The 25,977-nt window shown below is 42.5% G+C and carries 24 protein-coding genes; 14 read left to right on the forward strand and 10 right to left on the reverse strand.

What is annotated here, in order from left to right; all coding sequences use genetic code 11:
• Positions 1–99 precede the first annotated feature (99 nt).
• Entirely contained in the window at positions 100–942 is an 843-nt protein-coding gene (locus tag MHO82_RS07050; RefSeq protein ID WP_239183165.1) for a hypothetical protein, read from the forward strand.
• 156 nt (positions 943–1,098) lie between these two features.
• Here the strand turns inward: MHO82_RS07050 and MHO82_RS07055 are convergent, their stop codons facing one another.
• A complete protein-coding gene (locus MHO82_RS07055) occupies positions 1,099–1,473 on the reverse strand; it encodes a helix-turn-helix domain-containing protein (RefSeq protein ID WP_239183166.1) in 375 nt (124 codons plus the stop codon).
• 242 nt (positions 1,474–1,715) lie between these two features.
• On the opposite strand from MHO82_RS07055, the gene MHO82_RS07060 reads away from it, so the two are divergent.
• On the forward strand, positions 1,716–2,240 hold the full coding sequence (locus MHO82_RS07060) for an EthD domain-containing protein (RefSeq protein ID WP_239183167.1): 525 nt from the start codon (positions 1,716–1,718) through the stop codon (positions 2,238–2,240).
• Between the two features lie 224 nt (positions 2,241–2,464).
• Here MHO82_RS07060 and MHO82_RS07065 read toward each other — a convergent pair whose 3' ends face one another.
• The 5 genes from MHO82_RS07065 to MHO82_RS07085 all read right to left on the reverse strand — a co-directional run bounded on the left by MHO82_RS07065 (position 2,465) and on the right by MHO82_RS07085 (position 8,564).
• Entirely contained in the window at positions 2,465–2,959 is a 495-nt protein-coding gene (locus tag MHO82_RS07065; protein ID WP_239183168.1) for a YcxB family protein, read from the reverse strand.
• 232 nt (positions 2,960–3,191) lie between these two features.
• Positions 3,192–3,515: a hypothetical protein gene (locus MHO82_RS07070; RefSeq protein WP_239183169.1), complete on the reverse strand. Its 324-nt coding sequence runs from the start codon at positions 3,513–3,515 to the stop codon at positions 3,192–3,194.
• Between the two features lie 435 nt (positions 3,516–3,950).
• Positions 3,951–7,058: a DEAD/DEAH box helicase gene (locus MHO82_RS07075; RefSeq protein WP_239183170.1), complete on the reverse strand. Its 3,108-nt coding sequence runs from the start codon at positions 7,056–7,058 to the stop codon at positions 3,951–3,953.
• On the reverse strand, positions 7,048–7,863 hold the full coding sequence (locus MHO82_RS07080; protein ID WP_239183171.1) for a virulence associated protein: 816 nt from the start codon (positions 7,861–7,863) through the stop codon (positions 7,048–7,050). The genes MHO82_RS07075 and MHO82_RS07080 overlap by 11 nt, the downstream gene beginning before the upstream one ends.
• 299 nt (positions 7,864–8,162) lie before the next feature.
• Complete coding sequence (locus tag MHO82_RS07085; protein WP_239183172.1) at positions 8,163–8,564, reverse strand: hypothetical protein; 402 nt, start codon at positions 8,562–8,564, stop codon at positions 8,163–8,165.
• Positions 8,565–8,819: 255 nt separating this feature from the next.
• On the opposite strand from MHO82_RS07085, the gene MHO82_RS07090 reads away from it, so the two are divergent.
• The 6 genes from MHO82_RS07090 to MHO82_RS07115 all read left to right on the forward strand — a co-directional run bounded on the left by MHO82_RS07090 (position 8,820) and on the right by MHO82_RS07115 (position 16,130).
• Positions 8,820–9,068 carry a hypothetical protein gene (locus tag MHO82_RS07090; protein WP_239183173.1) on the forward strand — a complete coding sequence of 83 codons (249 nt, stop codon included), beginning with the start codon at positions 8,820–8,822 and terminating at the stop codon, positions 9,066–9,068.
• 58 nt (positions 9,069–9,126) lie between these two features.
• Positions 9,127–10,803 carry an EAL domain-containing protein gene (locus MHO82_RS07095; RefSeq protein WP_239183174.1) on the forward strand — a complete coding sequence of 559 codons (1,677 nt, stop codon included), beginning with the start codon at positions 9,127–9,129 and terminating at the stop codon, positions 10,801–10,803.
• 411 nt (positions 10,804–11,214) lie between these two features.
• The gene (locus MHO82_RS07100) at positions 11,215–11,604 is read left to right on the forward strand and encodes a hypothetical protein (RefSeq protein WP_239183175.1); all 390 of its coding nucleotides are present in this window, start codon (positions 11,215–11,217) and stop codon (positions 11,602–11,604) included.
• Between the two features lie 436 nt (positions 11,605–12,040).
• Entirely contained in the window at positions 12,041–14,371 is a 2,331-nt protein-coding gene (locus MHO82_RS07105; RefSeq protein WP_239183176.1) for a S8 family serine peptidase, read from the forward strand.
• Between the two features lie 18 nt (positions 14,372–14,389).
• The gene (locus MHO82_RS07110) at positions 14,390–14,683 is read left to right on the forward strand and encodes a hypothetical protein (RefSeq protein ID WP_239183177.1); all 294 of its coding nucleotides are present in this window, start codon (positions 14,390–14,392) and stop codon (positions 14,681–14,683) included.
• 196 nt (positions 14,684–14,879) lie between these two features.
• Positions 14,880–16,130, forward strand: a complete 1,251-nt coding sequence (locus MHO82_RS07115; RefSeq protein ID WP_239183178.1) for a DEAD/DEAH box helicase — start codon at positions 14,880–14,882, stop codon at positions 16,128–16,130.
• A gap of 69 nt (positions 16,131–16,199) precedes the next feature.
• Here the strand turns inward: MHO82_RS07115 and MHO82_RS07120 are convergent, their stop codons facing one another.
• The 4 genes from MHO82_RS07120 to hutW form a co-directional block, all read right to left on the reverse strand.
• A complete protein-coding gene (locus tag MHO82_RS07120; RefSeq protein ID WP_239183179.1) occupies positions 16,200–18,212 on the reverse strand; it encodes a methyl-accepting chemotaxis protein in 2,013 nt (670 codons plus the stop codon).
• Positions 18,213–18,472: 260 nt separating this feature from the next.
• Positions 18,473–19,009: a heme utilization protein HutZ gene (gene hutZ / locus MHO82_RS07125; protein ID WP_239183180.1), complete on the reverse strand. Its 537-nt coding sequence runs from the start codon at positions 19,007–19,009 to the stop codon at positions 18,473–18,475.
• Complete coding sequence (gene hutX, locus MHO82_RS07130) at positions 19,006–19,524, reverse strand: heme utilization cystosolic carrier protein HutX (RefSeq protein WP_239183181.1); 519 nt, start codon at positions 19,522–19,524, stop codon at positions 19,006–19,008. The genes hutZ and hutX overlap by 4 nt, the downstream gene beginning before the upstream one ends.
• A gap of 15 nt (positions 19,525–19,539) precedes the next feature.
• A complete protein-coding gene (gene hutW, locus MHO82_RS07135) occupies positions 19,540–20,904 on the reverse strand; it encodes a heme anaerobic degradation radical SAM methyltransferase ChuW/HutW (protein ID WP_239183182.1) in 1,365 nt (454 codons plus the stop codon).
• A gap of 208 nt (positions 20,905–21,112) precedes the next feature.
• On the opposite strand from hutW, the gene MHO82_RS07140 reads away from it, so the two are divergent.
• From MHO82_RS07140 to MHO82_RS07165, 6 genes are read left to right on the forward strand one after another with little or no spacing between them, the layout of a single operon-like run.
• Positions 21,113–21,928: an energy transducer TonB gene (locus MHO82_RS07140; RefSeq protein ID WP_239183183.1), complete on the forward strand. Its 816-nt coding sequence runs from the start codon at positions 21,113–21,115 to the stop codon at positions 21,926–21,928.
• Between the two features lie 15 nt (positions 21,929–21,943).
• Complete coding sequence (locus tag MHO82_RS07145; RefSeq protein ID WP_239183184.1) at positions 21,944–22,642, forward strand: MotA/TolQ/ExbB proton channel family protein; 699 nt, start codon at positions 21,944–21,946, stop codon at positions 22,640–22,642.
• On the forward strand, positions 22,639–23,058 hold the full coding sequence (locus MHO82_RS07150; protein WP_239183185.1) for a biopolymer transporter ExbD: 420 nt from the start codon (positions 22,639–22,641) through the stop codon (positions 23,056–23,058). The genes MHO82_RS07145 and MHO82_RS07150 overlap by 4 nt, the downstream gene beginning before the upstream one ends.
• Positions 23,059–23,072: 14 nt before the next feature.
• Positions 23,073–23,906 carry a hemin ABC transporter substrate-binding protein gene (locus MHO82_RS07155; protein ID WP_239183249.1) on the forward strand — a complete coding sequence of 278 codons (834 nt, stop codon included), beginning with the start codon at positions 23,073–23,075 and terminating at the stop codon, positions 23,904–23,906.
• 17 nt (positions 23,907–23,923) lie between these two features.
• Entirely contained in the window at positions 23,924–24,958 is a 1,035-nt protein-coding gene (locus MHO82_RS07160) for an iron ABC transporter permease (protein ID WP_239183186.1), read from the forward strand.
• A complete protein-coding gene (locus MHO82_RS07165; RefSeq protein ID WP_239183187.1) occupies positions 24,958–25,752 on the forward strand; it encodes a heme ABC transporter ATP-binding protein in 795 nt (264 codons plus the stop codon). The genes MHO82_RS07160 and MHO82_RS07165 overlap by 1 nt, the downstream gene beginning before the upstream one ends.
• Positions 25,753–25,977: the final 225 nt, after the last annotated feature.

Genomic DNA, 25,977 nt, shown 5'->3' on the forward strand with positions numbered 1-25,977 from the left:
TATTGATAAATTGAATATTTTTATGGAATTTAACGACAAGGACTATATATTTACAACGTTCTAATTTCACCTTAAGCGGTATATGAAGGAAATATCTAAATGCCATACATTACAGGAACTTTTCTTGACGGAAGTGACTATAAAAAGCTGATTACAAAAAAAACTCGCATTCTAAGAATGTTCAGAGAAGAAAACATGGCTAGGAAACATTTCCTCACTCTTAATTTGTCCAATTTATCGTCTTCCGAAAATATTGAAGCCATCCTATTTGGCGAATCTCCTCATTTAACTCAAGAGCATTTAAATGAAATTGCAAAATGCACGAAACTAAAAGAGCTGACGTTACATACATCTTCTGACTTAGATTTCTCCGTGTTAAATCAAACAAACATCGAGGAACTGATAATCACATTCGACTGTGAGGCAGACCCGTGTCAATCGATAGCAGAATTAAAAACACTGAAGAAATTACGGGTAAAATTTAAAACACCAGGGCTAGAGTTTACCAACCCTATTCATCAATCTTTAGAGCTGATCCCCACCAGTGTTGAAGAACTTTGTATTAATGGACCAGTTTCTGATTTCAACTTATCAAGGTTGGAACATTTAAAGCTAAAACACCTGACTTTAGAGAATTTACCAACGTGTGAACTCAATTTCTCAGTAGAAATGGCTCAGAATTTAGAAGGCCTATATATTATGAGCTGCGAGCACATTGGTTTTCTTCATTCATGGCCATTCAAAGGCTCAAAAAACTTAAAAATTCTCAATTTTTCCGGCTCCAGTTGGGATGCTATAGATGTAGAAGATTTTTGTGAAATAGAATCATTAAAAAGGGTACTTTTTAGTGACATCTTTAGCTTATTCGTATCTGATCGGAAAAACTTAAAGATTACAAGCCCAGGCTGGCAGCCTTACAAAGAATGCTTTGGTGAATTCTAACAGCCCTGAAGCATTCAAGCCCCTACTACAATACAAAACAAAAAAGCGAGCTACATAAGCTCGCTTTTCAAAAATGTTGTGTGGTGAATACGCATTTTAGTCATAACCCGTCGGGCAAAGCCTTTTTCTGCATAACCCTAATTACCAATTCTTCAATCAAGACACTTGCTCTACATCAGGGTTTAATTGTTCCTGATGGCGTTGGCTCCAATCACACAGCATGTCCATTATTGGTCTCAGCTCATCAGCGATGTACGTACTCGTATATTCAACCCTAGGCGGCACTTCCGCATAGACTTTGCGCTCAACCAAATGATTCGACTCCAACTCACGTAACTGTTGTGTCAGCATCTTCTGAGTGATCTTAGGAATACGCTTTCTAAGCTCGCCAAACCGCAACGTATTATCCCTCAGATGATACAAAATGATCACCTTCCATTTCCCGCCGATAACGTCCATTGCGTTAGTCACCGGACATTCCTGATTTTCAGAACAACCTTTTTCAGAGTGTAACTCATTGTTTTTGTTCATTAGTTACCTTTTATATATCTAGTTTATAAACAGTGCGTACTTGATCTTAATACACTAAAAGTCTTATGGTATATAAAAGATACCAACGGTGATAAAGATCCTTATGGATATTTTATACCATAAATCAGACAAAGAAACGTCTACTGGTAACAGAACGCTAAGCACTGCCTTTGTAGAGTGCTCAGCAAATAATTTTTTAAACGGTATAAAGCCGTTTTCATGGAAACTGGAGAACACTAGCAATGATTAAAACACTACCTAACTTCAACAAAAGCTTAATCCTATCCGGCTTATTGTCACTGGCTTTGCTAATACCTTCACTCAGTATGGCTGGCAATGGATCCGCAGCTGGGACACCTCAAAAGCCAACGGCTGAAGCGAGTGATGCAAAACCAATGGTTAAAATCAGCTACCTCATGAGCCGCAAGTCGGGTATGACTCGCGATCAATTTCTGGATTATTGGTCAAATCAACATCCGGCAGCGGGAGGGGAAGGTTCTTTTGAAGCATTGGGCGTAAAACGATACATTCAAACTCACACCTTAGACATTCCAGAGCGTGAAGCCGTAGTGAGCGTGCGTACTGGTCTACTTCCAGAGTTTGATGGTGTAGCAGAAATTTGGATCGAGCAAGAGTATCTTGAAAAAGAATGGCCGACGAAGAAGGTGCAGGATTTCATTAAAAAGTTTTATGCCGATGAACTGAACTTCGTAGACTGGACTCGCTCAACAATTCTAGTATCAAAAGAATTGGTTTACATGCCTTAACTAGATTTCACACTCGGGCTTTGTGATGACGCACACCTGCGAACACCCAGCTTAACTGGTATTGCTCTGCCCGCGTTATCTATTGATTTTGATTCAGCCAGATGCCAAAAACATCTGGCTTTTCTTACTCTTATACTTTTTAAACTCAAAAGCTGTTTACTTTTGGTTCTTTTCAGAAGCAGACAACAGTTGGTTTTGTTACCTGCATGATGCGCACATTGGCGTTAGTTCGATTTTGATGCGGCGTGCTGCTCAACAATGAACGCGATCACCTCATCATTTAAGCAAGATTTACTGACATATTGGCGCTGTTTACCCATATGAAGGATAAAGCCTAAATCAGTTTGTTGCAGTTGGTCGATTTCACTCCAAGCGATGCTACGGGTGTTTTTACCGCTTTTATAGCTCATGCCGTTAGAGCCAACTTGAAGTACCACCTTGCTGCTGGATTTCGTGCCGAAGGTTTGTCGCCATAGCCACCACGTTCTCTTAAAATAGACACTGCACGCCTCAACAACACTCAAAACAATGAAGAACCAACCAACATAACCGTTAGGTAATAGCTCAAATTCTAATAAAACCACACCAAAAATAAGAAACAGTACGCCTTTTAAATAGGCTTTTGGAAATTCAACAGGCTGGCTAGTTTGATCATAACACTCTGCAAGAAAGGTTTTATCGAGGGTGTATTCTGTAGTGAAATCGAACTCTTTAGACATAGGTGGCTACTTTACGGTTTTCAGTGAATGAGTATTTCATGCTGCGATCTCGCAACGCGGGTATTGTATAGCGTCTCGGTGCGTTTCTTTAAGCTATTTTACTTATCTTTTGTAAATCAATACTACCGACAAGAACGACGCTCACCATCGCCAGCTTGCTGCCCACATTGGTATTAAGTGATGTGAATAAAAGGCGCTTAGTCCCAGCTAAAACGACCATTGCATTCCTCTTTTATACGAAAAAGAAGAGGTAGAGGACAGTCATAAAAAATAGCCAATTCAAAAACATAAAAACATCAAAAGAACACTTACGCTCTCTTCTTCGATGCCTTACAAAGGGATAAACTAAGCAAAAGTATGAGAATAAACCACCTGCCCCCATACTATTCATAGCAATGTAATTTTTACGCTTAAAGATCTCTGGCTCTTTGGCTAAATTATCGACTAACTGATGAATGTGTTTCTTATCGCCCAAAGAATAAACAACAAGATGATAAAAATAGACTAGACTCCACGAGAAAAACAGTAGCCCTATCAGTGGTTTTATCTCTAACATTTATCCCCCTAGAAACTCGAACCAAAGCTGAAACCATTGAATATATACTACGTTATGCTAACTCGTTGAAAGTAGCGTACGCAACTCAAAGGCTAAAGGTTAGTACCTTTAAAAGAAGCCGAGTCTACAAACGCCCTTAACTTGAACAGATTAACCACTTTGCTAATACGTAGATTTAATATAATGAATACGACAGAATCGCTTGGTGATCACAAATCAGTAGAAACGAAGTTGACTCAAAATTGGACAGAAGTGAGTTGGTGTTGATGCCCAAACCCATACAGGTCAGACAAGTTTAGTTTCGGAAAATAAAAGCTCACATGTGACTTATGAGTCGATGGCTATTCATTTTTTGCTATTTAGCACCGCGCTCAGCGGCAAATATAGAGCGCAGCGGAAAATTTGTACGACAGCGGCGCTTTGTTACACGGCAGCTTAACCACTAAAGTACGATGGAAGCTTACTAATACACTCACTTACAACTTGATGGTATGTCTTCAAAATATCGGAATCGAACACATCAGAATCTACTCCTTGACCATTAAGAACAGAACCAAGGGTCTTACAAACCTCTCTATCAACATAACCCTGAGAATAGAGCCACATTTCAAGGCTATTTGACAGCCCAAGCTTTAGACGTGTTTGCAACCTCCTAAGAAGCTCCAATACATCATCGCTTAATCCTTTACCCTCAGCCACATCAGCAATTGCTCCGACATATAACATGGAATCAAAAGAAAGCGCACCGTCAGCCAAGTCTACTACATGGTCCATTTTAATATTTCTGCGCTGCGACCCAGCTTGATAATAAGCACCTGATTGCTCCAAATGACCATGCAGATCAGTGTAACTACTTCCTGAAATCCATAATTTTGTAAAATCTAATATAACGTTTTCAGGCTTTATTTTAAGAAACATCTTGTTGTTATTGAGCTGAGATAGCAATGGCCAGCAAATCACAAGAAGTTCATCGGAACTTTGAGCTTGTGCTACTTCGCCCCAATTTTCATCAAGCCAATTTTCGATTAAGAATAGATTTTTCAACCCCAGCAACGATTTTCCGAAGAATTGCCTTTTCTCTTCAGGCACAGAAAGAACTCTACTCGCGATAAGAGAAAATGCCGCCCGTAGCTTTTGTTTCTGATCGTCGTCTGACAAAAAGTAAGCTAATGTTCCTTGAGCCAACTCATCAAAGAATGTTTGAGGCGCATTTGGATTATCTTTCAAATAGGATAAAAAATAGCTTTCTATTGCTTCGATTAAAGCTTCTTTATAATCCATCTGATCCAGTAGCGAACTGATATCAATAGCGTTTTGATTTCCTGCGTCTATACAGCTTTGTCTATAGCCGCCTGGGTTTGCGATGAACTGGATAACATCAACATTAAGTTCTACAAAATCAAATGGCGAGGTCAAGTCAAGTAGGCTACTGGCGCAGTCCTCCGCATTAGTAAAATCGAGCAAATGCATTGCTCTTTGCCATCGCCACCTTTCACGAAAATTATTGCGCTTATCAAAAACGTGTGTATCAGCAAAAATAACACTCCCTTCGGTATGGTATCCAGCTCTACCTGCCCGCCCGATGAGATTATGGAAGTCTCGTGTGCTGATCTCTTGTCCTGCTTGAAATGTACTTGAAACAACTAAGTATCTGATTGGAAGATTCACCCCCTGGGCAAGAGTTGAGGTACACACTACCAACACTGACTTATTGGATTCCATGGCCCACTCTACAGAAACACGGATACCATTAGGAATGTTTGAGCTATGCGGCAATATTCCAAGAGAAATCGAACGAGTAAATATAAACTCATCTCCAAAATGCAAACTGGAAAGGTAAGCAATTTTGTCTAATTCGCTTTGATCGCTAGAAATGCTAGGTGGTGGTAAAGCAAGACCTCTTTCGTAGTAATCAACTAAAAGATCGCATATTGACGTAACAGTACTCTTTACACCGCAGAAGATAGCAACAGGTCCTTGATGGCATAATTTAACCCCTAAATAAGCTGCGACGCTGGGGTTATCGTTTTTGGCGGGAAAAAGCCGAGCGTTCCTCTCTCGGCCTCTCGTTCCGAGGTTTATTTGCTCAATCACTCTAGGAACGAAGAAATCTCTATCAGCCTCACGATCTTGATCGATATATTGAAGTTGACCCATTGCTGTTTGCCAGCTTGCAAAGGCTGTACTTCGTACTGTTGGTAAACATCCAGCTCCTTGAATCTCAATGCCGGCGTCTCCATTCAGCCATTCACCAATTGAGTTTGCGTTAGCCATTACTGCGGATATCAATACCTTCTGAACATCATCACCTACGCGAGATTTGAGGTAGGCCATCAATAGCTCGTAGGTAACACCTCTCTTTCCAGTGTCAAATTGATGCCCTTCGTCAAAAATAAGCAAGCCGATTGAGTCAGCTAAAGCGGGTTCATGTCTAAGAAGATAAACAAGTTTCTCCGGTGTGGTAACAACTATAGACTTGGTAGCTATTCCTTCCTGATCAGTTTCTCCGGTTAAAAGTCTTATAAGAACGTCATCACTATCGGAAATATCCAGAACATCCTGCAATTCATTGATATTTAGATCTTCACCTTCAAATGCGTGTTCAAATGTAGCGGTAATCTCCCTACATAAGGCTCTGAATGGCGCGACGATTACAGCAACGTCAGAGCGCCCAGACAAAAACGAGCTTCTAATTATTAATTCTGTAGATTTTGTCTTTCCCGCACTAGTGGGCATTTGCACAACAGCAGATGCACCAGACAAAACTCCTTGCTCGCCCAGCAACCTCTGAGCAGGCCAAAATTCTTGAACAAATGTCGGCTTAGTAATTACATTTACCCATTGTTCTAAGGGGATTTGTGTATATTTCGGCAAACAGATTATTGAAGAGTTTTCGAGCTTTCTTAGCAGGATAGAAGAAATAATGTCGGCAAAAAAAAGCTCTCTATCAGAACCTTTTTCATAAACTTCATTCCTTAAGCACTGTATTGCCTGTTTAAAGCTCTGGGCATCAAGATTTAAACCAAAGAAGCTTCGAGTGGCGTAGCCGACACTATCTATTGCTTGCGTTAAATAAGTTCTTTCGACGCGATACCAATCTTCTTCAAAGTTGGACTTTAATATCCATATCAAAATTCCCTCAAGATTAGTGTCAGTGAGCAGTTCTGTTTTATAGACCAAACTTTTGGCCAGAACGAAGGAGCTGCCTGGCATGTTCGCTAAGTAGTAGGCTGCCGAACCTATAATCTTTAGATAGATAATCATCTCATCAGCCAGATGAGATTGAATCAAAGCATCAAAATATTGCCCAACGGATATTAGCTCAGACTTTAACTCTTCATGCTCATCAGTTTCTCCAACCTGTAGTTCTCCACGAGCTTCGATAGCGGATAGGTCGCCCAATATCCCAATAGTCGTAATCAATAATTTACGCGGATCGACAGGTAGCTCTATATGAGATGCTTCATCAATAGCAAATTCATACATCTTTGCTTTCGACTTTGTAATTGCCAGCATTTTCTTTGAGGACTGTTCAAGCTTCATTTGCTGCCCTCTCGTATAGATCATGAACCAAAGACATCAATAAAGGGCCTCTAATCACTATCATCTCCAAGTGCGTTGGGGATGAATGCTCCTTAGTTGAAGCTTCAGCTAAGGTTTCGACGCAACATGAACTATCAGTCAGAACAGCTGCTGCACCAAATTTTGTTTTATATGGGTGGTCAACATTTTGTTGGAATCTTGAGATGATGCCCATTCCAGCAAAATCTCTCTGATCATATAGCCTTTGCTTTGCACCGTTTAATGACTCCGCAAGTCTAGCCTCATCTTTTGAACTGTCGTCAATTGCGGTTTGCAAAGTATTTTTGGCATTGTTCTCAGAAAGGCGAGCCTTGACCTCGTATATTAATAATTCGTCTTTGCTGGAGGGGGCGTGATTCGTTTGCTTAAACCCCAAAACATCTGAACCCTTGGATGACTCATTACCAATTATCTTCCGATCGTAGCGAGTTCTTGGAACATAGTAATCATGGAGAAACACCAAATAGTCAGCAACCAAGATTTCAGCAAAATCCCCTGCACGGATACTTGGCCCAGGGCTGTTAGTTTGATGCGGAAACTTTAGATTTAACAAATAATCTCTATTTGTCATCCCTTGAGGCTTGAGTATTTCTATTGCATCATCAGCACAATAGTGATTCCTAAAATGTCTTGCCCAATCTGACATTGCCTCTTTATTGGTCAAATCGTAAGCGAACTCAAATACAGGGACTTCATTACCTGTTGAAATAGAGATTACTTCACCAGTATCGTGAAGCCACTGAATATGTTCTTTAGTCCAAGGCATTTGCAGTTTACCGCGCCCTTTTATGTTTAATTATTCGTGTTGATCAAAATGCTAATCTACGCAGGTGGCGTGTAACAATTTATTAGATCCCAAAGTGAGGTAATTAAACACCCACTTTTGGACTTTTTGCACATCTGCCGGACAATAGCTTCCAGCTTAAATCATTGTTTTAGATAGAGTATAATCAAATGCAATAAAACCGAGTTAAACCAATCTATCAGATCCAATCACCCCATAATGTGAAATAACCCAGCCTTCCCAAACTATTCCACTTAAATACGGTAGCTCGCTCAGCCTAATTAATTCAGCTCGTTTAGGCGGTAGATTTTGCGGTTGATGCCTGTGCCTTTGCGCTTTTTCTTCACTTCAATCACTTTTTTACTTTTATTGATGTTGTACGTGATGATGCCATCTACCAATACATCTTTACGTTTATTATTGCGGGCATCTAACTGAATGGTTTCTTTGTTTACTTCGCAGCGGTATTCCCAGTCATCACGGTTACGGCTTTTTTCTGCCAAGAAGATGTTTGCGCCAGTTACGCCCACGGCATTAATAAGCTGAGGCGATTTATTTAACGCCATCGCCAAACCCGCTTTACAGATTTCGCGATCAGTGAAACGTTTTACTACGGAAGCTTGGGCGCTGGCTGCGGTTAACGATAAAACGAAAGTAGAGATGACAATTGTTTTTAATTTCATGGTTATTCTTCTCATAAAACGGTTACTGGACACCGTTTTAATATTAACCAAACATCATTCTGTATTGCAATATTTATTTTATGAATTGATTAGGGCTTACACAGTTTTACGCCTGCCTAACTAAAAATTTAGAGTTGCTTCCAAAATGCGCAGACCAGTTTTCACTGTCATATTTTCTTAACAAGGCGATGTTCTAATTCGGTTGCTCGCTCGTAGCACTCATAAATCAAGGCACGATGGCTAGTCAGGTGGAAGATGAATCAAACGGTAAAACTCGGGGAAGACACCCTTAAAAATTTACGTTCCGTTGAGTACCAATGGGTTCGCACCTTATACGTTGAAGGCTACACCTCTGATGAAATTAATGGCTACATTCACCAATGTTTTGGCGGCGATACGGTGTTTGCCGATCTGTTTCGTCGTGTCGCTTTAGATCAAGAAAGCATCTACCTCCTTTTGCAGTACGTTGGCAAAGCGCCATCCAGCTCAGAGCTCATCGGTTAATAAAAATCACGGGCTGTTATTCATCGTACTCTTTATTTTTGAACCATGGTTACAAGTAATGTATAAACTTCGAGAGCTTCCTATTTCTAAAAGCTCGTTGGTAAAACTGTTTTTTCTTTCTGTACTACTGATTATTCCCCCTATTTTTATTGTCAATATGTTGCTTATTCACCATTCTCATGAGAATAGGCAGCAAATGTTTACCCATAAAACCGACAGTATTAGCCTTTCTCTGTCGCAAGTGTTTTCTAGGTTGGATGCATTTTTTTCTAAACACGAGCACACACAATTTAGTTGCAGCGCTGACGAATTGGGCATGCTAAGGCAGTCTTTATTTTCGCTCTCCCCTGCTGTGGAAATTGGCTTGGTATCGAACAAAGGTGACATGGTGTGCAACTCGTGGGGAAACATTGTTGCGCCAAAACAGAGTGAAGTGCCGCCACACCACAATAATTTGCGCTACTTCGGCCCGATTTTGGTGGAATACAATCAGGCCTCTTCGATGGTGATTGCCAAAACACGCCCCGATTATTCAGAAATCAATACGCTGATCCCGACCAATTGGTTCCGCGATCTGGTGCGCAGTGCTCACACGTTTGATACTGGGTTTGTGGCCATTGTCGATAGCACGTCGGCCGTGCCAGTTTTTATTTCCGGTAAATATACGCTCCCACTACAGCAGCGCTTGTACCCATTTACAAAGCCGATGACTTACCGTGGTTTGTTTGATGATGGCCAAGATAAATTTATTTCTGTTACTCCTGTCGCTGATCTGCCTTCCCTTTCTATTGTCAGCAGCATTAACACTACGGAGCTTTATGCGGGGATTCGCCCTATCCACCCGGGGATTGGGGTTCTCTCACTGATCCTGATACTGGCGTGCTGGAGTTTATTAATTCGTATGAACCTGTTGCAGAAAAAGCCGGAACGGCAATTAGAAATCGCTTTAGAAAAGCAGCAGTTTATTAACCATTATCAGCCGATTGTAAACTCTACAACTGGCGAAATTTACGCGGTAGAGGCGCTGATCCGCTGGGCGCACCCCACCGAAGGCACTATTTACCCCAATTCCTTTATTGCAGAAGCAGAACGCAGCGATCTTATTATTCCCATGACGTTGCAGCAGATTGACAGAGCCTTTCACGAGTTAGATGACATTTTAGAGCGTTTTCCGCAAATGAAAGTGAGCTTCAATTTGTGCAACCAGCATTTAACGTCTGTGAATTTCATTAAAGACATTAAAAAATACGCTCACTATTTAGATAGAACGATTTTAGAGCTCACCGAAAGAGACGTGATTGATATTGAATCGGTGAAACCGCTATTAACGGAGTTGAAAGCACAGGGCGCGGTAATTGCGATTGATGATTTTGGTACAGGTTATTCTGGGCTGCACCATTTGCAAACCTTACCCATTGATGTGATTAAGGTGGATCGCTGCTTTGTGGCGGGGATTGAAGAGAAAGCACTGAACCTGTCTTTACTCAACTCAATTATCGAGCTGGCAAATAGCGTGCAAGTGAATGTGGTGGCAGAAGGAGTAGAAACCCAGCGCCAACAAGCGCACTTGGAGGCACTGAACGTTACGGTGCATCAGGGCTGGCTATACGCAAGAGCCATGAATGTGCACAACCTGCATTCATGGTTAACGGATCATATGGAAGCGGCCACCAAGCGCACAAATCGACCACTCCCCCGCTTAGTGAGCATGCCCACCTATAAACAAGCAAGCTAAGGTGCTGCTTATTCCTTTACTCATTTGCTAGGGTACTGGTAGGATTCTTGAAAGCAGACTTCTAGGTTTTCAGACACCATTTTGCAGCGCTTAAATGTTTTAATGCTGTCTAGATTTAAGAAGGTCAGGCAGCATAAAACCACCAGCGCAAGAAAAAAAACCGACACGAACACGCTGCTTTTTGAAATTCTCATCCATACATACCAGTAATATCACGATTCAATCGCACCAAACATATGACACCAAGCGCTTAATTGCTGTGATCTGAGTTCCACCTTGGAAAAATACAGAATAAAACCCCGTTTAATGAGTGATTAAGAAATAACCACAAGCTTATGCTAAAATTCTAAGAGCTAAATTAAGACCAGCTCATGGAAAGAGCAATGTTGTTGTTGTCTTAGGAGTTCGACCATGAATAAGATTGTAGAACTAAAAGCTCGTATTTCTTTTTGCCATAAAATGCATGAACAAGACATTAATGAGTTCATTGAAGACAGCGATAATAATACTCAATTAAACTTTATTACGTCTAATAAAACAGACTTTTTACGCAATCAAATACGCACTTCTGAATATGCTTTAGCCGCCAGAAAAAAAGAACTTATCCTCCTTATTGAAGATCTTCGTTTTACGCAAGCCCTTAATGACTTAGTAAAATCCTCATCAATTGCCCGTCGCTCATTTCGTTATTTGCATATTATCTCACCAAGAATGGCTTTTTATACACAGAAGTTATTATGCAAAACTAAATTTTTAAAAGATCATCGCTCTGAAGCCCGCCTTCCCATTATTATTATTTAGGCTAGCCATTAGTTTTATTATTTTTACACTTCAGACCAAATAGAATAAATATTCTTTATTCAAGGGAAGATATTCATAAAAATAAGGTGAAATTTCTCTTTTCAAAAAAGCAATAATCATATGAAGTATCAAGATATGAAACTAATGGATTCAAAATGTAGATCTTTTGTATATTCGTAAAAAATCAAAAACATGATTTTATTTTTAAAACATGATGTATGAATTTATTTTATTAAAATTCATACACTTGAGAATTAATTCCAAACAGAAGGCCAATTTTTTGATAACGAATTATTTTCCATTTTTATGATCTTAAGCCAACTACTTATAAATCAATCACATACCCTCATTGCATATCATCAACTTCTTCCATATAAATATTCCCACTCGATTTTATAAATTAAGTCGAGCAAAAAATAACAAGGAAGAAACACAAATGAAAAAACACAATATAAAAAAAATATTTACCTTAAGCGTACTCGCTGCGCTTATGCCTACTTATGCAGTGGCTAACCTTTCTTTAGTTCAAAAAGAAGCAGCACCTGAAAGGTTCATCGTAAAATTTAAAGAGAACAGTCCTAGCTCCGCTATATCTAGTTTTGGCATGAGTCCATTCTGGGGCGAAGGTATTGCTCAGCGTTCAACCTTAGATCGATTCAATGCCAAGAATATTGCGCAAATAGGTTATCAGTCTGCTTATGCGGTTGAACTTTCGGAAAAAGATCGTCAGGAATTAAGTAACAACCATGACGTTGAATATATTGAAGTGGATCCGCCTCGTTATTTATTGAGTGAACACACGCCTTGGGGTCAAGGTTCGGTAAAAGCGACGTTAATATCCGATAGCCAAGCGGGTAATAGAACCGTGTGTATTATTGACTCGGGCTACGATCGAGCGCATAACGATCTCAGCGGTAACCAAGTAACGGGTGTTAATAATAAAGGCACAGGAGATTGGTTTAATCCAGGCTTAGGCAACTCACACGGCACTCATGTTGCGGGTACTATCGCTGCCATTGCGAATAACAGCGGTGTTGTGGGTGTAATGCCAAACCAAATTGTGAACCTACATATTGCTAAGGTATTCCAAGATGGTAAGTTTTTATACTCTTCAGGTTTAGTTGGGGCTATTGATACCTGTGTGGCTAACGGCGCTGATGTGATTAACATGAGTTTAGGTGGCCCAGTTTATTCTCGAACAGAGCGTGACGCTCTAGCGACTCATTACCAAAATGGCGTGCTATTAGTGGCCGCAGCGGGTAACGATGGCAACAGCCAACACAGCTACCCAGCATCCTACGATTCCACCATTTCTGTGGCGGCGGTTGACAGCAATAAGCAACACGCAGGTTTCTCGCAAACCACCAATCAAGTAGAGCTGTCTGGCCCAGGTGAATCGATTCTGTCGACTGTGGTTGTTGGTGATGGCCGCTTGGCAGACATCACCATTGGTGGAGTGAATTACTTTGATCAAGGCGTTGTGCCACATAACCGTTATATTTTCCAAAACGGCGATCCTCTAGCTTCGCCAATCAACAGTGGCTTTACTGGTGAGATGGCCGAGTGTGATACCAGCACTGGCGCTTATAACTGTGGCAACATGGCAGAGAAAATCTGTCTGGTTGAGCGTTTAGGTGATGAAATCGGCGCTGTGGATGCGTGTTACCAAGCAGGCGCTAAAGCGAGCATTGTTTACAGTAACGCTCAGAAACCAGGGCTACAAAACCCATTCTTAGTAGACAGAAACGACACAACTCGTATTCCTTCTGTGTCGGTGGATCGTGCATTAGGTCAAACTCTGCTGACTCAAGTGGGTTCACAAACGGTACTGTCTATTACAGGCGATGAAGATTACGAGTACTACAATGGTACATCCATGGCGACCCCACACGTTGCTGGTGTTGCTGCTCTAGTGTGGAGTTACGCACCACAATGTAGCGCAGCACAAGTTCGTAAAGCACTAACGTCAACAGCGGAAGATCTGGAAGCGCAAGGTCGTGATAACCAAACAGGTTATGGCTTAGTGAACACAGAAGCGGCCAAAGCGTGGTTGGAAATCTCTTGTGATGGTCCAGACACTGGCCCAGCAACCAACGAGCTGAGCAATGGAAAAACGGTCTCTGATCTTTCTGGTAACCGTGGCAGTGAAACGCTATACACCATTGAAGTACCAGCCGGAGCCACCAACTTAAACGTGAAACTGCAAGGCGGATCAGGTGATGCCGATCTTTACATTAAGGCTAATGGACAAGCATCCACCAGCAGCTTTGATTGTAAGTCTGAGCAAAGCAGCAATAACGAAACCTGTACGGTTGCCGCGCCAAACGCTGGCACATACTCTGTGCTTGTGTACGGCTACGGTAGCTACTCTGGTGCTGCGCTAACAGCAAGCTTTGACACTGCGGGGACAAACCCAACAGGGCCACTGACGCTAGAAAGCACTCAAGCCGTTGCGATTCCTGATAACAACGCTGCGGGCATCAACAGCACGATTAACATGAGCCAAAGCCGTGATGCGGGTGAAATCACCGTATCTATCGATATCAGCCACAGCTACATTGGGGATCTACGCGTTGTATTAGAATCACCAACAGGTGTACAAGCTGAGCTTCACGGCAATACGGGTGGTAGCCAACGTAACCTAGTACAAAGCTACACTGCCAACTTCACAGGTGTTCCAGCACAAGGTAACTGGACCCTGAGCGTTGTTGACAGCGGCCGCTTAGATGTAGGTACACTCAACACGTGGTCAATCACATTCCCATAATAATGGCAGGAGATCATCATGCTAAAAAAACTGGTTCTTTTCATGTGCACGTTATGCTTTGTGACGATTAGCATGGCAAGCACTGAAGAAAGTAAAAGTTACTATATTAAAGCGCAACCAGAGCAAATGAACCAAGTTCAGCAATGGTTAGATAACAACCGTATTGATATAGAGCAAGTGATGAAAGAACGCCATGTATTTGTGGTTAAGCTCAGCTCAGAACAAGTAAGCCAAGCTGAGAACAATAAAGCGATTGAATACGTTGAACTTAACCCTCAGCGTTCCATTTCACCGCCGAAGTTAACCTTCTAATACACTCTATGATCCAGCGAGCATATTTCTAGCCAGTATGCTCGCTGTTCTATTACATTGTCACTAAAAGTCAGTCTATCCGCCAAGTCAATAAATCAACAAACAACCCCATTCTCAGCACCTTCGTATTCTGCTAGACTCCGCTCTCTATTGGCACAGGCCATGTCTTCACTCATTAAACTGTCAGGAACTCGTCATGACATTCAAGAATCTTGGCTTACAGGATCACCTCCTTCAAGCTGTCGCTGAACAAGGTTACCAAAGCCCAACTCCTATTCAACAACAAGCCATTCCAGAGATTCTGGGCGGACAAGACATCATGGCAGGTGCCCAAACGGGAACGGGTAAAACCGCCGGATTTGCTTTACCTATTTTGGATCTGTTGTCGCAAAAGCCAATCGAGAACAAAAAACCTTCTGCGGTACGTGCGTTAATTCTGACTCCGACCCGTGAGCTTGCCGTTCAAGTTCATAAAAGCTTTACTCAATACGGACAACATTCAAACCAGCGCATGGTCATGGTATGTGGTGGTATGAGCATGAATACCCAGCTAAAGGAATTAGATGAAGGGGTGGATATTTTAGTCGCCACTCCGGGTCGTTTGCTTGATCACGAACACACAGGTGCAGTGGATCTCTCTCAGCTCGAAATTTTGGTGCTTGATGAAGCCGATCGCATGCTAGACATGGGCTTTATTACCGAAATCCAGCGAGTACTTAAAAAAGTACCCGCTAAACGCCAAACTCTGTTTTTCTCCGCCACTTTTGCTGATGAAGTGAAAAAGCTTGCCTATGGCATTTTAAATGAGCCTAAGCTGATCGAAGTATCAAGCAGCAACTCAGCAGCAGAAACCGTGACCCAAATGGTTCACCCTGTCGATAAGCACCGCAAACGTGAGTTAATTTCTTACTTGATCGGTTCTCGTAATTGGCAGCAAGTATTGGTATTCACTCGTACCAAACAAATGGCGGATCAACTGGCCAAAGAAATGTGCCTAGATGGCATTAAATCAACCGCGATTCATGGCGACAAAAGCCAAGGTGCCCGTACTCGCGCATTAGAAGAGTTCAAAGAAGGCAAAGTACGCGCACTTGTGGCAACCGATGTCGCAGCACGCGGTATTGATATCGACAGCCTAGAGTACGTAATTAACTTTGAGCTGCCATATAACGCAGAAGACTACATTCACCGTATTGGTCGTACTGGCCGCGCTGGCTCTTCAGGTCGTGCCGTTTCTCTGGTTTGTGTGGATGAAGAATGGCTACTAGAAGAAATCGAAGCCATTTTAGATTATCGCTTACCGCAAGAGTGGCTAGCGGGCTTCGAACCAGATCCAACCATTCGCCCAAGTGAGCACAACCGAGGCGGTGGTCGAAACGGCCAAAAACGCCGTGCCAAATCTCGCGTAAGTAAAAACCAAAGCCGTGGCCGACGTCCTCGTCGTTAACGCTTAAAAAGGCTCTGTATTTGCGAACTACTTTGTTCAATACAGGGCCTTTTATTCTCTTCTACTTGTTTACAATTTAAAGCGTGACACTAACTCTTCTAGCTCATTCACTTTTTCATAAAGCTGACGCGCAGATTGAGAGCCAATTTTGGTCTGCTCCACCGACGAGTACGCAATTTCACTGATTGAAGCAATATCTTTGGACATTTCTTGGGTAGCGGTAGTTTGTTCGCTTCCGGCCGTTGCAATGGCATGAATCATGGTATTCACGTCGTTAGCTCTTTGTACTATTTGGCTTAAGGCTTCACCCGCCGAGTTAGACAGAACCACCCCTTCGGAAACTAATTGTGTGCCCTCTCCCATGCGCTCTACCGCTTGGCGAGTTTCTTGTTGAATCGAGGTGATAAGCCCACCCACCTCTTGCGTGGCCTTCGAAGTTCGCTCTGCCAGCCCACGCACTTCATCGGCAACCACAGCAAAGCCTCGCCCTAACTCCCCGGCACGAGCCGCCTCTATGGCTGCATTCAAGGCTAATAAGTTTGTTTGCTCGGCAATGTCATTAATCACTTGGATCACATTGCCAATTTCTTCCCCTCGTTTACCTAAACTGTCTACGGTATTTGCCGTTTCGTTCACCACTTCAGAAATGCGATTCATGCCGTTCACAGTTTCTTGCATGAGTTTACCGCCTTCTTCCGCCTCTTGACCCGCCAATTGAGAGCTGTTGGCCGCTTCCGTACTTTGATTTGCGACTTCTAATACCGTGCCACTCATCTGTTGTACAGCGGTGGCTACCAAGCCTGCTTTATCCGCTTGATCTTGAATGTCGTTGGCAACTTGCTTACTCACGTTATCCACTTGCTGTGTGTTGGTGGCGACTTCACTGGCCACCACTGAAATACCTTGCAGTAACGTTCTCAGTGAATTTTGCATCGCATCAATAGAGCGCGATAACGACCCCAACTCATCTTCATTGGTTTCACCGATGGGCTCAGAGGTTAAATCGCCATCGGCAATGGATTTTGCTTTGATGTTGATTTTATCCAAACGACTTGTGATCGACTCTGACAGTCGCCACGCGATCAGCATACCCGCCACTAACACTACAACCACATTAATGAACAACCAAAAGTTAATGTTCGACATGTTCTCATTCAAATGTTTTAGTGCAGCTGTCGCGTCATCTTTTTCTTCTTGGGATGAGGTATCTAAAATATCTTCAAGTGGGCTAATGACTTCATGTTCCAAATCATCCACCACTTTTATGGCATTTGCCTTATTAGTAGGGTTGTAGCCTTCAAAGACTTGCCGAGCAACCTGCTGTATTTGATTGTAATACTCTTCTATTTTTTTAATGTCTCTAACTTCATTTGGTTTTTGTTCTAATGGTTTAATTTTCTCTAAATAAGTTTTAAAAGAAGCTGCATCGTTCTCAAACGCTTCTTTTGCTGCCACGTTTCCAGAAATATATAAATGCAAAGAAGCGATCATATCCCCTGCTTCATCGACCATTTCAAGGTAATAACGAACCCCTGGTAAATCATCATAAAGGGATTCTTGCAAATCTGTTGTGTTATAGGCGTCTGCAAATTCATCTTCTTTTAATTCATCGAGTAAATCTTCAAGTGGATTTCCGGCCTTTTTCGTCAACTCATGAACGCGTTCAATGGCTTTATGCTCTCTGGCTGGGGAATACTTTTGAAATACCTCAACGGACACTGTATTTATATATCGATTAGCCAAACTCTCGACTTTCTTCATTTTTTCAATGTCTTGCACTTTTGATGACTCTAGTGCAACCAGAGCTGAAAAATGGTAACGAAACTCTTCTATATTTTTATTAAAGCTTTGAGACTCATCTTCTTCCCCATTTAAATACTCAAGGGCGCTGGTTTGAAGATCACTCACTTCATCTAACACATTCAAATAGGCTAAAACACCGGGAACATCATCAGATTCAACTTCAGCAGCAGAAGAGGCAGAGTCACTGACTACCGACCACACAATATAAGCTAATATAAGTGTTGTTGCTAAAATCAAAGAAAAAGCGAAATATAAAGTATGTGACAGTTTGAAATTCATTACTAACCAACCTCAGATTAGAGATAACTAGTATGAAGTATGGATGCTAGATTTATTCTTTCCAGATTATTAAGATCTTTGTTATCAATGCAATTATTAATAACTGGCGATTTTTCTACGACCTAAAAGATAAAGTCATACAGGCATAAAAAAGGCTTTTTCACTAAAACAACCTGTTTTAATAAAAAAGCCATTATAAGCAGAGTAAAGATAAATGGGACTATTTCCACTTACCTAAGTTGTACTTATGAAGATTGAACTTATGCTGTTTCTTCTTCAATTTTTTTATGACCTTGTTCTAGGTGAACAAAATCAATTAGATCGTCGCCACTCACTTGGAATGCTTGACCAAAACCTTTTACAAATAAGCCTTGCTGCGGAATAAAGCGGAACAGTTTAAAATCTTGCAGTGTGCTTAAACCATCAATAATTTCGCCAAAACGATCTTTTAGACCAGCAATCGCCGCGTTCCATTGTTCTGTGTCACGTTCAACCACTTCTACATTGGCATCAAACGTTAGGCGCTTACGTGCGTACAGCTGCTTCGCCGTGTCTTCGTCTTCCACCATCATTAACGACACAACTGGGTTTTCCGCTAAGTTACGTGCGTGGCGCGCAATTTCAGAAATTAATACGTAGTAGCCGTCTTCCTGTAATACGAAAGGCGCGTAACTTACGTTTGGCTTACCTTCTTTGTCGACAGTCGCCAGTTGCAATGTTTTACGAGAATCACGAAACTCTTGAATTTCAGGAGCTAGGCGGTTTTGTAGGCGTTCTTGTTTTACTTCTTGGTTCATGCTGCAACTCCTGCGTACTTTTGCTTTAACTGATTGAATTTTTCCACTTGTTCAGGGAAAAGTTGACGTTTTTTATCACGTCCTAAATAAATTTTGAAAACTGAATCACCCGACTCTGTAAAGAAGCCAAAGTAGTGGCTCTCTTGGCCACGGAAAGGCTTACTCACTAACGCGACATGAGTAACAAGATCCAAACGAAGGTGGCCATGAAGTTCGCCTTCCTTACCCATTAGATTGTAATAGCCATGAGCAACTTTACCTTTTGGGAATGGTGCTTTCACTTCAAAAATAGAACCCATTGAATGCACGATGGTGGTCACTGGTCCCCAGCCAACCAACTCTTCTAAAATTTCTTGCGCTTTGTCACCTTCAATCGGTGTCATGATATTGCTAGGAAACGCCAGAACCACCTGCCCTTCAGAAACCTCTAACTGCTCTGCAATTGCCGCAGGCAGTAAGGATGGGTCTTGCTCTAATATTTCTGCTACTTTTGTTTGTAATTGTTCAAAAAGCATTCTTTCTCCAATGCATTACGCAGCCGCTTTGTAAGCCGGACTTTGTTGTAAAACTTCAATCATTGCTTGTGCTAAGGCGACCGACCAAAACTGCCCTGCGAGAGTCAAACTTACGTAGTTGTCATCACAATGCACCAAGCCATTTTTCTGCCATGCTTCAAATAAAGGACGACAGTAACTAAACAGATCTAACTGAGACTCTTTTTGTAAGGCGCGTTTTGCTAGCACCCCTTTATCAAAGCTGGCTTTAATAAAAGCGAACAACGCAGTTTTTGGCGCTTGTTGAGTCACCATAGCCAGCGGCATTTGTTCTTGTTTGATAGATTCAATATAAGCACTTAATGTACGATGCTGCATTATTCCAAGCCCACCAACATTGCCACCAGCCCCACACCCCAGCGGCAGAACTTCGGCTGATGTTTTCGCTAAACTGTTGTAAATGCTTCGTTCTCTGTTGTCTCGCGCCCAGTGATTAACGCTCAGGCGTCTTAAATGGTGCTTCGCCATAAAGTCCACGCCATATTCGAACATAGACGCTTTTTCAGATGTATTGGCTGGCTCTGGTAATCGGCCCTTTTCGACCAAGCCTTTCATTGGTGTACCGCCCATTTCTATGAGCTGATATAAGTCCACACCATGCGCATCTGATTCAATGAAATCGGCGAGGTCTTGCTGCCATACATCCAAGGTTTGATAAGGCAAACCAAACAGTAAATCCACAACAATGGGAGCAGCATCAACTTGGCTCAACTGCTGAATACGTTTGAGTACTGGCTCTCTGTCATCTAAACGTTTTGCTGAGCGCCTTACATGAGTATCAAAACTTTGCACACCAAAAGAGAAACGGTTAAAGCCCCCTTCCAATGCGTTTTCAAACATTTCATCAGAAAAACGATTAATGCGTCCCTCTAATGTAATTTCACAATCGGTGGTTAACGGAAAGTGATTGCGAATCGCTTGACCTAAGCGGCGCACTTGCTCTGGCGATAAATCCGTTGGCGTCCCCCCACCAATGTAAACCGCTTGGAAAGGCGCAGCCTGAGTCCAAGGTTGGCTGGCTTTAAATTTCAACTCAACCAGTAACGCAGAGAAATAGTCTTCAATGAGTGATTTACTCGACGCGTACTGAAAGAAATTACAATACGTACAGCGCACTCGACAAAAAGGAATATGCACATACAAGCAGCGTTTAGCCGTTGTAGGTTGAGTATTTTGTAATGCAGATAAAACCTGAGTTTCCCGATCAGATTCTGGAATCATATTCGCCATTCCCCCTGCATGTGCCGACTTTTTGCGGCTAAAGGCAAATCGCAGGGGATCTGGAGTATTTTGGCCAGTCACTTCAGAGCCAAAATCATTCATGTTCAGAATTGTTTTCATAAAATTCATCACGCCTCGATTGAGTTACCACTATAAAAGAAGAGCCTCTTATTGGAGTAATCAATCAATAATACTGTAAAGTGTGGAAATGATAATCAGCAACAAATGATAATGCAATTGATAATTGATCTTATTTTCGTTGTGAGCAATAATCCCCGTCAGAACAGAATACTGACTATATACACTTTATAAATCGGGAGGGAAGGCTGTGAATGTTCAACGTTACGTTGTCGCTGGCGCGGTATCACTTACAATTCACGCTGCTTTTTTATGGGCCGTACCAGAAAAGCAGGCCATTGCCATGCCAACAGGAAGCTACTCTTCTTCCGTTGCCATTAATTTGGTTGCAGCACCAAAGCCTGTCGAACCTACTCCTGAAAAAACAGTGGTTGAAACGCCAACAGAACAAGCTCCAGTCGAGAAAGCAGTCGTTCAAGAAACAAAAATGCAAGACAATATTGCTCGAATACCAAAAGCAAAACAGGTGGTAAAAAAGCCAGAGCCAAAGCCTGTAAAAAAAGTGGAACCCACTCCAAAACCTGTTAAGAAAGTAACTCAAAAAGTAGTTAAAAAAGTCGAACCCAAACCAGTTAAAACACCACCTAAGCAAGCAGAAGTAAAGCCAGAGCCTAAAAAGATCGAAAAAGTAGTCTCTGAGCAACCTACAGAAAAAAAAGAGCCGAAAAAAGAGATAGCAGACAACACCGCGGCACCACAAATGGCTCAAAAAGGCATAAGTAACGCTCCCACTCTTGTAGAAAAAGCCAGTGTACTCTCCACGGTTAGCCCTAAGTACCCGCGTTTGGCCAAACGTCGTGGCATTGAAGGCGTGGCCATGTATGAAATTTGGCTGGATGCCAATGGAGAACAAATAAAACAAACACTCATCGATTCTTCTGGCACAAAAATGCTTGATAAAGCCGCTTTAGATGCCATTAAAAAATGGGAATTTTCACCTCATATTGTTGATGGCCAAGCCATTGCTCATCGCGTTCATATTCCCGTTCGCTTTACCCTAAATTAATAACTGGATTAGATAATGGAACAGCTCACCAACATTAATGATCAACTTGGTTTAATGGCATGGCCCTTACTATTGTGTTCAGCCATCACCATCACCATCATTTGTGAACGTTTATTACAAGTTGCCTTATGCACTGGTGTCGGACATAGAAAGTTAAGAAAGATCCTCTCTTCTCAAGATCCTAACAACCAGCCTCAACTAGATCAGCTAGTTCAAGAGTTTTCATCCAAACGCCCGCTGCTTTTTAAAGGGGCAGCCATGCTGATTTCTCACCGCAAATTTGATAAGGCTCTGCGAGAAGATGCCGCCAGTATTTGGCTTCAAGAAAAACGCCACCAGCTGCATGCAGGCTTAAAGCTACTTACTCTGATTGGTGTAATTAGCCCACTATTGGGTCTATTAGGTACGGTATTAGGCTTAATTGATATGTTTAAAGGTGTCGCAGCCACAACAGGCGCGATTACCCCCAATGACTTAGCCGACGGACTTGGTCTTGCCATGAAAACCACTGCCGCAGGTCTCATTATTGCCCTGCCTGCCATTTCTGGCGCACAGTTGCTGGGCTTATGGGCCGATAAAATCACCAATAAATTAGAACACTCACTTAACCAATGCAATTTGTGGTTAGAAGGCATTTCAATGACGAGTGGCACAGACAGCTTAGCGCCGACACCATCCGCTGATCAGCAACAACTGCAAGGCTCAACAGTATGATCCGAGCAAACCCAGCACAAAACAACGATGATTTAAAACCCGATCTCACCCCGCTGCTCGACATTATTTTCATCGTCATGGTGTTTTTGCTACTCACCGCGTCGGTAAAGTTGCAATCACTGGAAGTTGACTTGCCTACAGCAGATACCAGTTCGTCGGCTGAAGTCGATAAAGACTCCCTTAGCATTAACCTATTGGCCGAAGAACCACACTGGGCATTACAAGGCAAAGAATATGAAAGTTGGGAAGCTTTTACTGCCGAGCTTTTAAAACAAGTCGCTGAGAACCCTAAATTACCTGTTGTGATCGGCTCAGATAAGGCAGTCGAAGTTCAATACATGATCAAACTGTTCGCTTTTCTACAAGATAACGATATCAAAGCGACACAAGTATTAATGAAAGAGGAAAAGAAATGACACGCTCATCAACAATGAAAAAAGGCATTGCTGCCTGCGTATTAATGATGGTAAGCCAATACGCCACAGCACAAGAGCGGATCATTAGTGCTGGAGGTGCTGTTACCGAGCTAATTTACGCTCTGGGCGCAGAACAACAGCTGGTTGCCGTCGATGTTACCAGCCGAGTACCTGCTGAAGCACAACTGCCAAAAATTGGCTACCACCGCCAACTGTCAGCGGAAGGCCTGATGGCATTAGCCCCTAACCGCGTTATTGGTTCCGATGAAATGGGGCCAGAAACCACATTAACCCAGCTAAAACAAAGCGGTATTAACGTTGATATCATTAATACGAAACCAACCGTAACTGGCTTACTAGAACGCATTGATGATATTGCCCGTTTAACCAACACAACAGACAAAGCATCAAAAATTAAAACAAACGTAGAGCAACAGGTAGAACAACTAAACAGCAATATTCCCCTGAAATCTGAGCAAAAGAAGGTGCTGTTCTTACTCGTACACGAAGGCCGCCCTGCCAATGTTGCTGGTAAAAACACAACGGCTGATGCTGTAATTACCCTTGCTGGCGCAACCAACCCAGCAGCAGAGCAGCTAGAGTCTTATAAGCCACTTTCTATGGAAGCCATGGTATCCATGCAACCAGATGTGATTTTGGTCAGTGGCCGTAGCTGGCAGACACTAGGTGGTGCAGACGCCCTACTTAAAGCCTTGCCTATGCTTGCAGCAACACCAGCAGGAAAGAATAAAGCCATTGAAACGATTGATGGCAGCGCACTGGTTGGTGGTTTAGGTCTAAAAAGCCTGTCTGAAGCGAAGCGCCTAAATCTAGCGCTTTACCCATAATTCACAGAGTCGATATTATGTTGTTACGACGAACCCCTCTTCCTATATTGGCTACCATTGGTGCTGCACTGCTGTTTTTTACGGCAGTCACTTCTATTGTTACCGGGCCAATGGCAATTTCCATGACAGATAGCCTAAAAGGTTTACTGCCTTGGCAAACCGATTTGCCAGCCCATGTTCAGCTTGTGATCCATCAAATACGTTTACCACGTACACTGTTGTGCATGGCGGTCGGTGCCACATTGGCGGTATGCGGAGCCGTAATGCAAGGGCTATTTAGAAACCCTCTTGCTGAACCTGGTATTATTGGTGTTTCTGCGGGCGCAGCATTAGGTGCTGCCATTGCCATTGTTGGTTTTTCACAGCTAAGTGCAAACTTCCCCGTGCTGATGAATATTGCCGCCGTGCCTGTGTTCGCCTTTATTGGTGGTGCATTAACGACGTTATTGGTTTATCACCTTGGTAGCAGCAAATGGGGAACGTCGGTCACCATTATGTTGCTGGCTGGTGTCGCCATCACGGCGCTTTCTAGTGCAGGTATCGGCTTTTTAAACTTCATGGCCGACGACCAAATGCTGCGTGATCTGTCTTTATGGTCAATGGGCTCAATGGCTGGTGCACAATGGTCAGGCATTGGTTTAGCCGTAGTCAGCTTTATTCTCTTATTTGCCCTGTTTATGCGCCATGCAACGGGACTGAATGCACTACTCCTTGGTGAAGCCGAAGCTGGCCATCTTGGTGTGAATGTTCAACAACTCAAACGCCGAATGATCATTCTTTCTGCCGCTGGGGTAGGTATTACCGTCAGCTTATCAGGCATGATTGGGTTTATTGGCCTCATTATTCCTCATTTGGGCCGCATGCTAGCAGGCCCAGATCATAAAACTTTACTTCCTCTTTCTGCTATTTTAGGTGCCTTACTGCTTACTGCAGCAGACATGTTTGCCCGTGTTGTAATGAGCCCAGCAGAACTGCCTGTCGGTATTGTCACTGCTTTAATTGGTGCTCCTTTCTTCCTCTATTTACTTTTCCAACAACGAGGCAGAATGTAATGACGACTCGCACTCAAACTAACACTCTGGCTATTTCTGCAAGCCACTTGAATTTAACGTTAGGTGGTAAAGAGTTACTGAATAATGTCTCTCTTGATATTCATTCAGGTCAGCTAACTACTCTACTAGGGCCTAACGGCGCGGGAAAAAGTAGTTTATTAAAACTCCTGTGTGGAGAAATTCCTTCTGATGCGGATATCCAATTTTTTGGCCGTGAACGCTCTAAGTGGCTAAAACCTGAACTGGCCAAACATTTGGGTATGTTGCCTCAAAACAGTACGCTCAGTTTTGCGTTCACAGTACAAGAAGTGGTGGATTTAGGCGCGCTTCCTTTGGCACTGACCCGCGCTGACACCCAAGTCATCACTCAAGAGATGATGGAAAAAGTCGAAGTGACTCATTTAAGTGAGCGTCTTTACCCTTCTTTATCTGGTGGTGAAAAACAAAGGGTACATTTTGCGCGTGTGTTAACCCAAATAAGCCAAACTCAAGATCAAAAAATTCTGATGCTGGATGAACCCACCTCTGCACTTGATTTGGCTCACCAGCACAATACCTTAAAGTTAGCCAGACAAATGGCGGATGAAGGGGCTGCCGTGATTGTGGTTTTACATGACTTAAACCTAGCTGCTCAATATTCAGATCGACTTATCGTGCTGAAAGGCGGAAAGATTCAAGCCGATGGGAAGCCATGGGATGCCTTGACAGAATCCATGATTCAAAACGTATACGGCCATAAAACGTTAGTCACTAAACACCCTATTGATGATTACCCTGTGGTGTACGCCGCTTAAATAGCGCACATATTTATCAAATGATTAAAAATAAAAACCTTTGGTGGAAGCCGAAGGTTTTTTATATCGCCTATCTTTCACTTTGCACATCAGCATTATGAATAGCATTCTAGAAATAATTTACTCCATGACCGCCACTCAAACGATATCAAAAGACCCCTAAAAAATATCGGGCTCAGCATCAAAGTTCGGACCACTTCCTCTATACAATGCGCATCAAAAGGC

The organism is Vibrio sp. Of7-15 (assembly GCF_022347565.1).
In the GTDB taxonomy this organism is placed as follows: domain Bacteria; phylum Pseudomonadota; class Gammaproteobacteria; order Enterobacterales; family Vibrionaceae; genus NORP241.